A 13,807-nucleotide genomic window follows, 5' to 3' on the forward strand; every position below is an offset into this window, starting at 1 on the left:
CATCCGGCTCAGCGGGTGCCCCACCTGTAGGTCTGTTTGCGGAGCTTCAGGTAGACCATGATCTCGGCGTGGCGGACGCCCGCGAGTGCGCGGATGCGGTTGGAGACCAGGTCGAGCAGCGCTTCGTCGTCGGGGCAGACGGCCTCGCAGAGGATGTCGTAGCGTCCGGCGCAGATCACCACGTAGTTGATCTCGTCGATCACGGCGAGCGCGTCGGCGACCGGCTGCACCGACCCGTCGACGGTGATGGCGAGCATGGCCTGCCGGAACAGTCCGACCTGCAGCGGGTCGGTGACGGCCACGATCTGGATGACGCCGGCGTCGGCGAGCTTGGTCACCCGCTGCCGCACCGCCGCCTCGGACAGCCCGACCACCTTGCCGATGGTGGCGTAGGCCCGCCGCCCGTCCTCCTGCAGTTCGGTGATGATGCGTTTGGAGATGTCGTCGAGGTGCGGGGCGCCGCGTCCGGAGGTCTGGTCGGTCACGTGTGATCATCCTTCCCGAGAAACCCGGTACGTTGGAGAGCACGCCTTCTCCGGCGGCATTCGGTCCGACAAGGATGATCTCCCGTGAAGTACGTTCCCCGCGCGGTTCTGTTCCTCTGCGTACCCGCGCTGTTGTTCCTGCTCCCGTGGTGGTTGCTGGTCTACACCACCCTCTCCGGTGCGGCGTTCTGGCTCGGCACCGCGGTCTTCCTGCTCGGATACCTGGCGCTGCCCGCGGGCATGCTGCTCGGGCACGGGCCCCGGCAGTCGGATGCGGCGGCCCTGGTGGGCGACACCCTGCTCGGGGTGATGTGGGTGGTGTTCAGCTGGTCGGCGATCGGCGCGGTCGTGCGCGGCGCCCTGGCGGTGGCCGGGGTGGACGATCCGGCCCGCTCCCGGATCGTGGCCGCGGGCGTGCTCACGGTCGCGGTGGTGCTGACCGCGTACGCGATCTACAGCGCCCGCAAGGTACCGAAGGTGCGCACGGTCGAGGTCGAGATTCCGCGCCTGGGTGCGGGATTGGACGGTTTCCGGCTGGCCGTGGTCACCGACACCCATTTCGCCGCGACGGACCGGCTGCGCTGGTCGGAGAAAGTGGTGGCCGAGGTCAACGCCCTGCGCCCCGACATCGCCTGCCACGCGGGCGATCTCGCGGACGGTTCGGTGGCCAAGCGGGGCGCGCAGGTGGATCCGCTGGGCAAGGTCGAAGCCGAGTACGGGCGCTTCTACATCACCGGCAATCACGAGTACTTCGGGGACGCTCCCGGCTGGATCGAGCACATGGCGGGCCTGGGCTGGCGGCCGATGCGCAATGAGCACGAGGTCATCACCCGCGATGGCGACAGCCTGGTGATCGCGGGCATCGACGACCCGACCGGCACCAGCCTGACCGGTCACGGCCCCGATCTGCCCGCCGCCCTCGCCGGCGCGGACCCGGACCTGCCGGTGATCCTGCTGGCGCATCAGCCCCGCCAGGTCGCCGACGCGGTGGCGTCGGATGTGGCCCTTCAGATCTCGGGTCACACCCACGGCGGTCAGATCTGGCCGTTCCATTACCTGGTCCGGCTGGAGCAGCCGGTGGTGGCGGGCCTGAGCCGCCACGGCGAGCGCACTCAGCTCTACACCAGCCGCGGCACCGGCTTCTGGGGTCCGCAGCTGCGACTGTTCGCCCCGAGCGAGATCACCCTGCTGATCCTGCGTTCGCCCCGCTGATCTACCGATCCGCCAGTCGCCGAAGGGATTCGGCGTAGGCGGCCGGGTGGGTCAGGTTGCCGTTGTGGCCGCCGGGGAATTCGGTGGCCTCGACGCCCATCAGTTCGGCCAGTTCGAACGCGCACAGACGGTCGAAGACCTGCGCCGGGGTGCGGCGTCCGATGGCGGGCAGGATGCGGGTGCTGGTCCGTGCCAGCCGGTCGACGTCGAGCCAGTCCTCGCGGATGGCCGTGAAGTCCTGCTCGATGAAATAGGTGAAGTTCGCGGCCCTTTCGGGTGTGATGGGCGGCAGCTGCACGCCCTCCTCGATCTCCTGGTCGGCGGGATTGATGCCGAGCGTGCGGGCCATCGGGGCCAGCGCGGCCCGCCACCCCTCGGCGCGGCACACCTGCTGGCATTCCTCGAGTTCGCGCTGGTGGTGCGCGCGCTGGGTGGCCGCGAGCAGCCACGGCGAGACCGGTTCGTGGGCGATGAGGGTGTGTACCTGTTCGGGATGCGTTGCGGCCAGATGCAATCCGAGGGACGCGCCCATGCTGCACCCGAGCATCAGGACGGGCTGGTCGGTAACGGCGGTGAGCAGCCGGTGCACGTCGTCGGCGTGGGCGGCGACGCTCGGCCGCGCGTTCGGCTCGTGAATCCGGCTGCGCGACAGCCCCCGTCGGTCGTAGGTGACGACGGTGAATTCGTTCTCCAGGTTCCGCACCAGGCCCTCGCTGCGGCGCGCGTCGCCCTCGCCGCTCTGGGAGATGAGCAGCATCGGTCCGGTGCCGCGGATTTCGTAGTACAGCTCGGCGCCGTCGACGGGGAGGGTGGCGGTCTCGATCGTGGTCATGCCATCACCATAATCCATCTTTTCTGATGTATCAAGAGTGATGTATCTGAATTGATGTATCGTCGCCGTATGAACGGAGTCGAGCTGTTCCTGCTGGGTCGCGCCCTCATGAAGATGGGGGAGCAGGCCCTGCCCGGCGCGGGCGAGCGCACCGGAAACCGTGCGGTACTGGTCGTCATCGGTGACGTGCTCGAACACCCGGGCACCACCATCAGCGAGGTGACCGCCCGCACCGGGCTCCCGCAGAGCGCGGTCTCGGGTGCCGTGGCCCGGCTGCGGGAGACGGGTTCGGTGGTGGCCCGCACCGATCCGCACGACCGCCGCCGCTCGCTGCTCGACCCCGCCCGGGAGTTGTCCGAGCGGGTGTCCCAGGTCCGGGCCACCAGCATCGACGACACCCTCGCCGCGGCCCTGGGCGACGCCGATCCCGCCGCCCTCGCCGAAGTGCTCGCGGCCCTGGAACTGCTGTCGACTCGCCTGGGCATCCGCCCGGGCGCCACCGTCGACTAGCTGTCGAACCCCAGTCCCGTGTAGTCGAGGGTCTTCAGCCACAGATTGCGCCGCCCCTGCCGCGCGTCCGCGCGGGCCAGGGACCAGCGGGTGAGGTGAATTCCCGCGGAGCGCAACGGTTCCGGCGGCAGCGGCAACGGCCGCGAGCGCACCATGCGCAACCGGGTGCGTTCGGTGTCGAGGCCCCACAGCTGATCGAGCATGACCTCCGCGCCGAAGCGGGTCGCCCCGACCCCGAGCCCGGTGTATCCGGCCGCGTACACCAACCGGCCCTTGTACGCCGAGCCGAAGAAGGCGCAGAACCGGCCGCAGGTGTCGATGACCCCGCCCCAGCGATGGGTGAACCGTACGCTCTCGAGCTGCGGGAAGGTCTGGAAGAAGTGCCGCGCCAGCGTCTCGAAGGTGGCCTCGTTGTATTCCAGCCCGGGCGCGATGCGGTTGCCGAAGTGGTAGATGGCGTCGTAGCCGCCGAACAGGATCCGGTTGTCGCTGGTCAGCCGGTAGTAGTGGAAGCGGTAGGAGGCGTCCCCGACGCCGGTGCGGGTGCCCCAGCCGATGCTGTCGAGTTGGTCGGCGGTGAGCGGCTCGGTCATCAGCGCGTAGTCGTAGACCGGGACCACGTGCCGGGTCACCTTGGGCAGCGGTCCCGCGAAGGCGCTGGTGCACAGGGCGACCCGTGGGGCGCGCACCTCTCCGTGCGGGGTGTGCAGGGTCAGTCCGCCGCACGATTTCGACATGCGTTGCACGGGAGTGCCTTCGAAGATCCGCACCCCCGATTCCAGGCAGGCGCGCCGTAATCCCCACGCCAGTCGCGCCGGATCGAGCATGGCGACGCCGTCGCGGTCCCACCAGCCGCCGAGATATGTGGGGGAGTGCACCATGCCCCGGACCTGCCCGGCGTCGAGCAGCTGGGTGCGGTGGCCGAGCGCCTCGGCGGCGTCGTGACTCTCGCGCAGCCAGGCGAGTTCGTGTGGGGCGGTGGCGACTTCGAGTTCCCCGGTGCGTTCGAAGTCGCAGTCGATGCCGTAGTGGACGAGGGCCTTCTCGATGTCGTCGAGGTTGGCGCGTCCCAGTCGTTCCAGCTGCCCGATCTCGTCGGGGAAGCGTTCGAGCCCGTTGGCCAGGCCGTGGGTGAGGCTGGCGGAGCAGAATCCGCCGTTGCGCCCGGAGGCCGCGTGCCCGCACAGCCCCGATTCCACCAGCACCACATCGGTTTCCGGATCGCGTTCCTTGGCCAGCAGTGCCGTCCACAACCCGCTGTAGCCGCCGCCGATGACGGCCAGCCCCGCGTCGACGGCGGTGGTGAGGGGGTCGGTGGGGGCCGGCCGCTCGGGCCGGTCGGTCCAGTACGGCGTCGGCGCCGCATCCGCCAGCGCCGACGCCCACCGTTTGCTCTCCTTGGCCGACATGGCCGATCAACTCCTTCTCTACCGGGCGGCTGGGTACGAGAAAGCCGCCGATGATCCGGAGACACCGCGGGGCGGTGGGCCGGATCAGTCGGCGGCTGGGAGGGAGTCAGCTGGTGGCGGCGCGATCGTCGCAGCGGCGGCGCATGCGCAGCTGCCCGGCGATGCTCATGGCTGCGGCTTGCAGCCTCGGGTCCAACCCGGCGGAGCGGGTTTCCACGGTTACCACCACGAATGTTGGTCGGAATTGACGTGTCCGACCAGTTTATCCGACGAAACGGTTTATCCGAGGAAACCGTCCGCGACGGTGAGCGCGTGATCGAGAATCGCGAGTCCTTCCTTGGCTTCGGCCTCGGTGATGGTGCACGGCGGAACGACGTGCAGACGATTGAAATTCACGAACAGCAGCAGTCCCGCCGCCTTGGCGGCCGCGACGGTCTCCGTCATGGCCGGGCTGGTGCCGCCGTAGGGCGCGAGGGGTTCGCGGGTGGCGCGGTCGCGGACCAGTTCGACCGCCCAGAACACGCCCAGCCCGCGCACCTCGCCGATACTCGGATGCCGGTCGGCCAGGTCGCGCAGGCCGGGGCCGATGACCCGTTCGCCCATGTCGGCGGCGTTCTCGACGATGTGCTCCTCGCTCATGGCGGTGATCGTCGCGACCGCGGCGGCGGTGGCGAGGGGATGGCCCGAGTAGGTGAGCCCGCCCGGATAGGCCCGGTCGTCGAAGGTGGCCGCGATGTGCGGCGCGATGGCGACGCCGCCCAGCGGCACGTATCCGGAGTTGACGCCCTTGGCGAAGGTGAGCAGGTCCGGCGCCACCGCGCCGCGCGCGTCGGCGGCGTGTTCGATGGCGAACCACTTCCCGGTGCGCCCGAAGCCCGACATCACCTCGTCGGCGATGAACACGATCCCGTACCGGTCGCACAATTCCCGCACGCCCGCCAGATATCCCGGCGGCGGCACCATGATTCCCGCCGTGCCCGGCACCGATTCCAGGATGATCGCCGCGATGGTGCCCGGCCCTTCCAGGGCGATGGTCTGCTCGAGATGCCGCAGCGCCCGCTCGGTCTCCTCGGCCTCGGTGCTCGCGTGGAATTCCGAGCGGTACAGGAACGGCCCGAAGAAGTGCACGACTCCGGCATTGCCGTGGTCGTTGGGCCAGCGGCGCGGGTCGCCGGTGAGATTCACCGCCGTCTCGGTGCCGCCGTGATAGGAGCGGTAGCGGGCGAGCACCTTGTAGCGCCCGGTGTGCAGCCGCGCCATGCGGACCGCGTGCTCGACCGCGTCCGCGCCGCCATTGGTGAAGAAGATCCGGTTCAGCTCCCCGGGCGTGCGTTCGGCGATGAGGCGCGCGGCCTCGGAGCGGGCGTCGTTCGCGAACGCCGGGCTGATCGTGCACAGCGTGGCGGCCTGCGCCTGGATGGCGGCCACCACCTTCGGATGCTGGTGTCCGATATTGGTGTTCACCATCTGCGAGGAGAAGTCGAGCAGGCGGTTGCCGTCGCCGTCCCACACGTAGCAGCCCTGGGCGGCGGTGATCACCATGGGCCGCAGGGATTTCTGCGCGGACCAGGAGTGGAAGACGTGCTCGCGGTCGAGTTCGTAGGCGCGGGCGGCGCGTTCGCGCGCCGCCTCGGGGGTCAGGCCGTTGGGCAGGGTCATGGCGTCGTCCTTCTCGGGAAGCTCAGTGGTTCTGTGGGAAGCCGAGGTTGAGTCCGCCGTGGCTGGGGTCCAGCCAGCGGGTGGTGACCGCCTTGGTGCGGGTGAAGAAGTGCACGCCGTCGGCGCCGTGCGCGTGCGAGTCGCCGAACAGGGAGTTCTTCCAGCCGCCGAAACTGTAGTAGGCCATGGGAACCGGGATGGGGACGTTGATGCCGACCATGCCGACCTCGACCTCGTTGTGGAAGCGCCGGGCCGCGCCGCCGTCATTGGTGAACAGGGCGGTGCCGTTGCCGTAGGGGTTGGCGTTGATCAGGGCCAGCGCCTCGTCGTAGCTGTCGACCCGCAGCACCGACAGGACGGGTCCGAAGATCTCGTCGGTGTAGACGGTCATCTCCGGGGTGACGTGGTCGAGAATGGTGGGGCCGAGCCAGAATCCGCCGGCCGCGCCGTCGGCGGCCACCGCGCGGCCGTCGAGAACCACGGTGGCGCCGGAGGATTCGCCCGCGGCGATGTAGGACTCGACCCGGTCGCGGTGCGCGGCGGTGACCAGCGGGCCCATATCGCAGCCGCGGGTGCCATCGCCGGTGCGAATGGTCTTGGCGCGCTCGGTGATTCGCGTTACCAGGTCGTCGGCGATATCCCCGACGGCCACCAGCGCGCTGATCGCCATGCAGCGTTCCCCGGCCGAGCCGAAGCCCGCGTTCACGGCGGCGTCGGCGGCCAGGTCCAGGTCGGCGTCGGGCAGCACCACCATGTGGTTCTTGGCCCCGCCGAGTGCCTGCACCCGCTTCCCGGCGGCGGTCCCGTGCTCGTAGACGTACCGGGCGATCGGCGTGGACCCGACGAACGACACCGCCTTGATCGCGGGATTGCGCAGCAGTTCGTCGACGGCGATCTTGTCGCCCTGCACGACATTGAACACCCCGTCGGGCAGCCCGGCCTCCTGCCACAACTCGGCCAGCCACAGCGACGACGACGGATCCTTCTCGCTCGGCTTGAGCACCACGGTGTTCCCGGCCGCGATGGCGACGGGGAAGAACCACATGGGCACCATGGCCGGGAAGTTGAACGGCGAGATGACCGCCACCGGGCCCAGCGGCTGCCGCACCGAGAAGATGTCGACCTTGGTGGAGGCGTTCTCGGTGTAGCCGCCCCGGAGCAGATGCGGGATGCCGCAGGCGAATTCGACGACCTCCAGTCCGCGTGACACTTCGCCGAGGGCGTCGGCGAGCACCTTGCCGTGTTCGGCGGTGATGATCGCGGCCAGCTCCGCCTTGCGTTCGTTGAGCAGTTCGCGGAAGCGGAACAGCACCTGGGTGCGCGTGGCCAGGGAGGCGTCGCGCCAGGCGGGGAAGGCGGCCGCGGCGGCGTCGACGACGCGGCGGACGTCCTCGGCCGTGGCCAGGGCCACCTGTCCGGTCACCACGCCGGTGGCCGGATCGGTGACCGGCGCGGTGTCGGTGCTGGATCCGGTGAAGGTCTTGCCGTCGAGCCAGTGCGCGATGGTCTGCATATCTCCTCGATTCCGTGATCCCGCCGGTCACGCCGGGGTTCGTCCGTCCTCACCATGCGGCATTACCCGCCGGTTGACGCCCGACGTTCTGTCAGTGATTTCCCGTTCGGTATTACGATTTGTCGGTGATCCCTTCGGTAGCCGACGTGCTGGCCATGCCGGTCGTCCGGGCCGGGCGGCCCGAGGTGGCGGGCGGCGGTCCGCTCGACCGGCCGGTGCGGTGGGTGCACGTGAGCGAACTGCCCGATGTGGCGACCCTGTTGGTGGGCCGGGAACTGATTCTCACCACCGGGCAGGCGCTGACCGGTAGCGACGCGGCGACCGTGGCCTACCTGGAATCGCTGGCCGCGGCCGGGGTCTCGGGGCTGGTCGTCGAATTGGGCACCTACGTGCGGGAACTGCCGCCGATCGTGGGGGCCACGGCGGATCGCCTGGGTTTGCCGGTGGTGGCGCTGCACGAGGTGGTGCGGTTCGTGGAGATCACCGAGGCGGTGCACCGGGTGATCGTGGCCGACCAGTACGAGGAGCTGGAGTTCGCGCGCACCGTGCACGAGACCTTCACCGAGTTGAGCGTGCGCCGGGCCTCACTGGCCGAGATCGTGAAGACCGCTGCCGGGATGCTGGACGCCTCGGTGGTGCTCGAGGACCTGGGCCATCGCGTGCTGGCCATGACCGCGCGCCACACCGCGGCCTCGGCGCTGCTGGACCGGTGGGAGGCCACCTCCCGGCTGCTGCCCGACGCCGACCCGAATGTGGTTCCGGTGGGCCCGCATACGCAACGCTGGGGCCGGCTCATCCTGCGCCCGAACCACGCGCCCGGCGCCCGCGCCCGCATGGTGCTCGAGCGCGCGGCCCAGACCCTGACCTTGCACCGCATGATCGAGCGCGACCGGTTCGGCCTGCACCGGCAGGCGCAGACCGGGCTCATCGACGACATGGTCAACGGCCGGCTCACCGACGAGCGGGACGCGGTGGCGTTGGCCGCCGCCCTCGGACTGGCTCGCCGCGCCCGCTATGTCCCGATCGCCGTGGATGTCGCGGCCGTCGACGAAGCGGATCCGGTAGCGCGCCAACGCCGTACGGCCGCGCTGCTGGACGCGGTCCTGCACGGCATCGCGCTGGCCAAGGCGACCGCCCTGGCCGCGCCCGACCACGGTAACCGGGTCGCCATGGTCCTGGCGGTCGCCCGCACCGGAGACCTCGATGCCGCCCTCACCCGCATCTGTACGACCCTGCTCGGCGAGGTCCGCCGCGTGCCGGGTGTGCGTCGCGCCGTCATCGGTGTCGGCGGCGAATCCGACTCCCTGCTCGACACCGCCCGCGAGCTGGGTCAGGCCGCGCACGTCGCGGAAGTGGCGCTCTCCCTGACCACGTCGACCCCGCGCCCCTTCTACCGCAGCGGCGACGTCCGGCTGCGCGGACTGCTCTCCCTCATCCGCGACGAGCCCGGCGTGCAGCGCTTCGCGGAAACCGAACTGAGCGCCCTGCTCCGCCACGACATCCGCCACGCGACCGATCTCACCGCCACCCTGCGCCGCTTCCTGGACCTGGCGGGCAACAAGACCGAGCTGGCGAAACACCTGGCCATCAGCCGTCCCACCCTCTACGACCGCCTGGCCCGCATCGAGCGCATCCTCGACGTCGACCTCGACGACGGCGAAACCCGCACCTCCCTGCACACGGCCCTGCTCATCCGAGATCTGGCCGCCGCCGACGACTCCCGCTGATCGAGCGGCTCAGGCGGGGTCCGCGCCCATCGGGTTGGGGTAGGGGACCTCGCCGCTGCGGGCGACCGCGCGGGCGGCGGGGGCGAGGACCGCGAGGGTTTCGACCATGCCCGGAACGTCGCGGTAGGCGGCCATGGCGAGGGCGTCGGTGCGGGTTTCGACGCGTTCGCGCAGCGCGCGCCCGGCGTCGGTGATGCCGTCGGCGTCGAGCAGGCCGCGGGCGGTGAGCCGTTCGTGGGCGCCCAGCCAGTCGGGTTCGGTCCAGCCGCGGTTCTCCTGCCAGAGCTGGGCGGGCGCGCCGGTGGAGGCGGAGAACAGCATGTGCGCCTCGCAGCCGTCGATGCCCTCGGCGAGCAGGCACGCCACGTGGCCGTCGCCGCGGTGCTCGCGCAGGGTGGTGACGGCCTGCCAGAGCGCGTGCACCGAGTCGCCGGGGGTGGGCAGGTCGCGGTTGGCCGCGAAGAGCGGGCGGCCCGCGGCGGGGGCGGCCTCGATGGCGCGCTGCAGGTGCGGGACGGTGCGGGCGGCGACGGCCGCGATATCGGGGACGATGCCGCGCAGCACGGCGGCCGCGGCGATGGTGCGGGTGGCGATGATGGCCTCGGGTGTGGTGTAGCCCCAGGCGTCGGGGATCGCCCGCCGGATCATGGCCGGGTGGAAGTTGTAGAAGGTGGCCTCCACGACCGAGGGGCCGACCGCGCCGAGCGGGGCGGAGCGGGCGGCGAAGTAGCCCATCCAGTAGCCGCGCAGGCCGGCGGCCTTGTTGGCGGCACGGCAGTCGGCGGCGAAATAGGTGACGGCGTGCAGTGGTTCGATCACGCGCCACAGGTCGCGGGCGAAGGCGTTGTCCATGAACTCACCCTAGCGGCTGGATTTACTAAACTGAAGTCAGATCCATGGCAGCATGGTGGGCATGATCAATGCGCGGGAACTGCTGATCACCGCCTACGACGAGGCGCAACTCGGCCTGCGGGAGGGCGGAATCCCGATCGGGGCGGCCCTTTTCGACAGCACCGGCACGCTGCTCGGCCGCGGCCACAACCGCCGCGTCCAGGACGACGATCCGAGCGTGCACGCCGAGACCGACGCCTTTCGGAATGCCGGTCGCCGCCGCGACTACCGCGACACCATCATGGTCACCACGCTGTCCCCGTGCTGGTATTGCAGCGGCCTGGTCCGCCAGTTCGGCATCGGCGCGGTCATCGTGGGGGAGTCGCGGACCTTCACCGGCGGCCACGATTGGCTTGCCGAGCACGGGGTTTCGGTCACCGTGCTCGACGATCCGGCCTGCGTGGACATGATGACGCGCTTCATCGCCGAACGCCCCGACCTCTGGAACGAGGACATCGGAGTGCCGCGATGACACCCATCGCGACCATCGACCTGGACCGCTGGCGGGCGGGCGGCGAATCCGCGGCGGCGGTGCTGCGCGACGTGGACGCGGGCCTGCGGCGCGCCGGATTCCTGCTGGTGCACGGGCACGGTGTGCCGCAAGGACTTCCGGGCGACCTGCGGGCGGCGGCCCGCCGCTTCTTCGCGCTGCCGCCGGCGGTGAAACAGCGCTACGCGGTATCGGTCGGCGGCCGCGGCTGGATCGGTCCGGGACTCGAGGCCAACGGCTACTCCGAGGGCACCGAGACGCCGCCGGATCTGAAGGAGACCTTCGCCGTCGGCGCGGACACCCGCACCGGCGATCCGCGGGTGGACCGGGTCTGGTTCCTCGACAATGTGTGGCCGGAGGAAGTGCGCGAACTGCGGGAGCTGCTGCTCGCCTACACCGCCGCGGTGCGCGTCCTCTCCGATGAGCTGCTGGCCTTGTTCGCCGCGGCACTCGGCCTGCGGCACAACCCTTTCGAGAGCCTGACCGGCCGGCCCACCTGGACCTGCAATATCAACCACTACCCGCCGCTGACCGAGATCGGCCCGCCCGAACCCGGCCAGTACCGCATCGGCCCGCACACCGACTTCGGCACCGTCACCGTCCTGGACCGCGAGCCCGGCGCGGGCGGGCTGCAGGTGTACACCGACGACGGCGGCTGGGCCGACGCGCCCTACGACCCCGCCGCGCTCACCGTGGACATCGGTGACCTGCTGGCCTATTGGAGCGGCCACCGCTGGCCCGCGGGCCGGCACCGCGTGCTGCCGCCGCAGGCCGTCGCTCCCGAGGAGGACCTGGTCTCCCTGATCTACTTCTACGAACTCGACCACGACGCCCGGGTGACCCCGCTCGGGCCGCCCATCGGCCGCGTCACGGGCCTCGCGCCGGTGGTCTCCGCCGAATTCCTGCGCACCCGATTGGATGCGATCACCCTGGGATGACCGGCATCGGGTGCGGGGACGCTAGCGCGACTCCGCGGCGGGAGCCCAGCGGTTGGCGGTGAGGGCGTAGCCGGGCAGTTCGGCGGTCGACATCTTGGACTCGTAGATGCGCTGGTAGCCGGTGCTGGCGATGCGCCACACGCCGTCCTCGCGGCGGTAGGTGTCGTGGTAGTAGGCCGCGCCGCGGATCAGCAGGCCGTAGTCGGCGGCGATGACGGTGTCCTCCAGGCACCAACTGCCCGAGGCGGTGTCGCCGTCCACGGTGATCTCCGGGTGATTGGCGACGTGCACGGTGATGATGTTGCCGCTGAGCGCGCCCCGCATGTAGTCGACGATCTGGTCGCGGCTGGTGAACTGCGCGGGCAGGCCGCCCGAGGGCGAACCGTAGGAGCCGACGATGTCGGTGCACAGCGTGTCCGCGAACTCGTCCCACTGCTTGAGGTCGAGGGTGCGGAGGTAGCGGTACTTGAGTGCGCGAATCGATTCGAGTGCTGCGAAATCCATACCGCAATGTAGCCGAATCGGACACCAACCTACCAAGCGTTTGCTACGTTTCGGACATGATTTCCACCCTGGTCTGGGGCACGGGCAATGTCGGCCGTGCGGCCATCCGGGCCGTCGCGGCGCATCCCGAACTGGAGCTGACCGGCGTTCTGGTCCACAATCCGGACAAGGTCGGCCGCGACGCGGGCGCGCTCGCCGGATTGGACGTCGACCTGGGGGTCGCGGCCGTCGACGACATCGACGCCGCGCTGGCCGCGGGCCCGCGGGCCGTCGTGTACGCCGCCTCCGGTGACATCCGCCCCGACGACGCCGTCGCCGATATCGAACGGGCCCTGCGCGCCGGGGCCGTCGTGGTCACCCCCGCCCTCTACGCCCTCTACGACCACCGCAGCGCACCCGCCGAACTGCGCGACCGGGTCACCGCCGCCGCCGCGGAAGGCGGTGGCACGCTGTTCGTCTCGGGCATCGACCCGGGCTGGGGCAACGACATCCTGCCGCTGCTGATGAGCGGCCTTGGCAGCACCGTGGACGTGCTGCGCTGCCAGGAGATCTTCGACTACACCACCTACGACCAGCCCGATTCGGTGCGCTACCTGGTCGGCATGGGTCAGCCCATGGACTATCAGCCGCCCATGCTGGCCCCGACCATCCCGACCATGGTGTGGGGCGGGCAGATTCGGCTCATCGCGCGCGGAATGGGCGTGGCGCTCACCGACATTCGCGAGGTGGTGGAACGCCTTCCGCTCGCGGAGACCGTGGAGACCGAGCTGATGGGCAAGTTCGACGCCGGCACCCAGGGCGCGGTGCGCTTCGAGGTGCAGGGCATCGTCGACGGCAGCCCGCGCATCGTCATCGAGCACGTCACCCGCATCCATGCGAGCTGCGCCCCCGACTGGCCGCAGCCGCCCAGCGGCGCGGGCGCGCACCGCGTCATCATCGAGGGTCGTCCCCGCATCGAGATCACCGTGCAGGCGACCGACGAGGACGGCAATCACTCCGCGGGCGGAAACGCCACCGCGGTGGGCAGATTGGTGAACGCGCTCCCCTGGCTGGCCACCGCGGAACCCGGTTTGTACGACGCACTCGACGTGCCCCTGCCGTTCGGCACTCTCGGAAGACAGCAACTTTCAAAGGAGCCCGCATGATCATCGACATTCCCGAGGGCAAGGACCCCATCGGCTACGTGTGGGGCGAGATGGTCCCCGGCATCGGTGTCGCGGCCTCCAACTTCTCCCTCGCCGTGTACTCGCACAGCACCCTGGGCCTGCGCGAGTTCGAGGCCGCGCGGCTGCGCATCGCGCAGATCAACGGCTGCCTGTTCTGCCTGGACTGGCGCACCGACCGCAATGGCGAGAAGGTCGAGGAGTCCTTCGCCGACGACGTCACCAACTGGCGCACCACCGAGAACTTCGACGACCGCGTCCGCCTGGCCGCCGAATACGCCGAGGTCTACACCCTCGACCACCACGCGCTCGACGACGAGTTCTTCGAGCGTATGAAGAAGCACTACACCGACGCCGAGATCGTGGAACTGTCCATGTGCCTGGGCTCCTGGCTGGCCTTCGGCCGCCTCAACCACGTGCTCGGCCTGGACGCGGTCTGCGTGCTGCCGGGTCACTCTGCGCAGTAGGTCACCG

The 13,807-nt window shown here is 70.2% G+C and carries 14 protein-coding genes; 7 read left to right on the forward strand and 7 right to left on the reverse strand.

Annotated elements, in window-relative coordinates; genetic code table 11:
* Nucleotides 1-8 precede the first annotated feature (8 nt).
* The gene (locus ABZ382_RS24445) at nucleotides 9-485 is read right to left on the reverse strand and encodes an Lrp/AsnC family transcriptional regulator (RefSeq protein ID WP_357092885.1); all 477 of its coding nucleotides are present in this window, start codon (nucleotides 483-485) and stop codon (nucleotides 9-11) included.
* Between the two features lie 84 nt (nucleotides 486-569).
* On the opposite strand from ABZ382_RS24445, the gene ABZ382_RS24450 reads away from it, so the two are divergent.
* Complete coding sequence (locus ABZ382_RS24450) at nucleotides 570-1,697, forward strand: metallophosphoesterase (protein ID WP_357092888.1); 1,128 nt, start codon at nucleotides 570-572, stop codon at nucleotides 1,695-1,697.
* A 1-nt stretch (nucleotide 1,698) separates the two neighbouring features.
* Here the strand turns inward: ABZ382_RS24450 and ABZ382_RS24455 are convergent, their stop codons facing one another.
* On the reverse strand, nucleotides 1,699-2,529 hold the full coding sequence (locus ABZ382_RS24455) for an alpha/beta hydrolase (protein ID WP_357092891.1): 831 nt from the start codon (nucleotides 2,527-2,529) through the stop codon (nucleotides 1,699-1,701).
* Nucleotides 2,530-2,598: 69 nt separating this feature from the next.
* Between ABZ382_RS24455 and ABZ382_RS24460 the strand changes: the two genes are divergently transcribed.
* The gene (locus ABZ382_RS24460; protein WP_357092894.1) at nucleotides 2,599-3,039 is read left to right on the forward strand and encodes a helix-turn-helix domain-containing protein; all 441 of its coding nucleotides are present in this window, start codon (nucleotides 2,599-2,601) and stop codon (nucleotides 3,037-3,039) included.
* Here ABZ382_RS24460 and ABZ382_RS24465 read toward each other — a convergent pair.
* From ABZ382_RS24465 to ABZ382_RS24475, 3 genes are all read right to left on the reverse strand, one after another.
* Nucleotides 3,036-4,448 carry an FAD-dependent oxidoreductase gene (locus ABZ382_RS24465; RefSeq protein ID WP_357092897.1) on the reverse strand — a complete coding sequence of 471 codons (1,413 nt, stop codon included), beginning with the start codon at nucleotides 4,446-4,448 and terminating at the stop codon, nucleotides 3,036-3,038. The genes ABZ382_RS24460 and ABZ382_RS24465 overlap by 4 nt on opposite strands.
* A gap of 279 nt (nucleotides 4,449-4,727) precedes the next feature.
* On the reverse strand, nucleotides 4,728-6,107 hold the full coding sequence (locus ABZ382_RS24470) for an aspartate aminotransferase family protein (protein WP_357092900.1): 1,380 nt from the start codon (nucleotides 6,105-6,107) through the stop codon (nucleotides 4,728-4,730).
* A gap of 22 nt (nucleotides 6,108-6,129) precedes the next feature.
* Nucleotides 6,130-7,620 (reverse strand): CoA-acylating methylmalonate-semialdehyde dehydrogenase, encoded by a 1,491-nt coding sequence (locus ABZ382_RS24475; protein WP_357092903.1) that lies wholly within the window; start codon nucleotides 7,618-7,620, stop codon nucleotides 6,130-6,132.
* A gap of 125 nt (nucleotides 7,621-7,745) precedes the next feature.
* On the opposite strand from ABZ382_RS24475, the gene ABZ382_RS24480 reads away from it, so the two are divergent.
* A complete protein-coding gene (locus ABZ382_RS24480; RefSeq protein WP_357092906.1) occupies nucleotides 7,746-9,347 on the forward strand; it encodes a PucR family transcriptional regulator in 1,602 nt (533 codons plus the stop codon).
* A 9-nt stretch (nucleotides 9,348-9,356) separates the two neighbouring features.
* On the opposite strand, the gene ABZ382_RS24485 is transcribed toward ABZ382_RS24480, so the two are convergent.
* On the reverse strand, nucleotides 9,357-10,199 hold the full coding sequence (locus tag ABZ382_RS24485) for a hypothetical protein (protein ID WP_357092909.1): 843 nt from the start codon (nucleotides 10,197-10,199) through the stop codon (nucleotides 9,357-9,359).
* Between the two features lie 61 nt (nucleotides 10,200-10,260).
* Between ABZ382_RS24485 and ABZ382_RS24490 the strand changes: the two genes are divergently transcribed.
* Both ABZ382_RS24490 and ABZ382_RS24495 read left to right on the forward strand, forming a co-directional pair.
* Nucleotides 10,261-10,710: a nucleoside deaminase gene (locus ABZ382_RS24490; protein WP_357092912.1), complete on the forward strand. Its 450-nt coding sequence runs from the start codon at nucleotides 10,261-10,263 to the stop codon at nucleotides 10,708-10,710.
* The gene (locus ABZ382_RS24495; RefSeq protein ID WP_357092915.1) at nucleotides 10,707-11,666 is read left to right on the forward strand and encodes a 2-oxoglutarate and iron-dependent oxygenase domain-containing protein; all 960 of its coding nucleotides are present in this window, start codon (nucleotides 10,707-10,709) and stop codon (nucleotides 11,664-11,666) included. Before ABZ382_RS24490 ends, ABZ382_RS24495 begins: the two co-directional genes overlap by 4 nt.
* A 21-nt stretch (nucleotides 11,667-11,687) precedes the next feature.
* Here the strand turns inward: ABZ382_RS24495 and ABZ382_RS24500 are convergent, their stop codons facing one another.
* Nucleotides 11,688-12,170 (reverse strand): nuclear transport factor 2 family protein, encoded by a 483-nt coding sequence (locus tag ABZ382_RS24500; RefSeq protein WP_357092918.1) that lies wholly within the window; start codon nucleotides 12,168-12,170, stop codon nucleotides 11,688-11,690.
* A 56-nt stretch (nucleotides 12,171-12,226) separates the two neighbouring features.
* Here ABZ382_RS24500 and ABZ382_RS24505 point away from each other — a divergent pair, with 56 nt between their 5' ends.
* The gene (locus tag ABZ382_RS24505; protein WP_357092921.1) at nucleotides 12,227-13,315 is read left to right on the forward strand and encodes a dihydrodipicolinate reductase; all 1,089 of its coding nucleotides are present in this window, start codon (nucleotides 12,227-12,229) and stop codon (nucleotides 13,313-13,315) included.
* Complete coding sequence (locus tag ABZ382_RS24510) at nucleotides 13,312-13,800, forward strand: carboxymuconolactone decarboxylase family protein (RefSeq protein WP_357092923.1); 489 nt, start codon at nucleotides 13,312-13,314, stop codon at nucleotides 13,798-13,800. The genes ABZ382_RS24505 and ABZ382_RS24510 overlap by 4 nt, the downstream gene beginning before the upstream one ends.
* Nucleotides 13,801-13,807: the final 7 nt, after the last annotated feature.

This window comes from Nocardia sp. NPDC005825 (genome assembly GCF_040630175.1).
Classification (GTDB): Bacteria; Actinomycetota; Actinomycetes; order Mycobacteriales; family Mycobacteriaceae; genus Nocardia.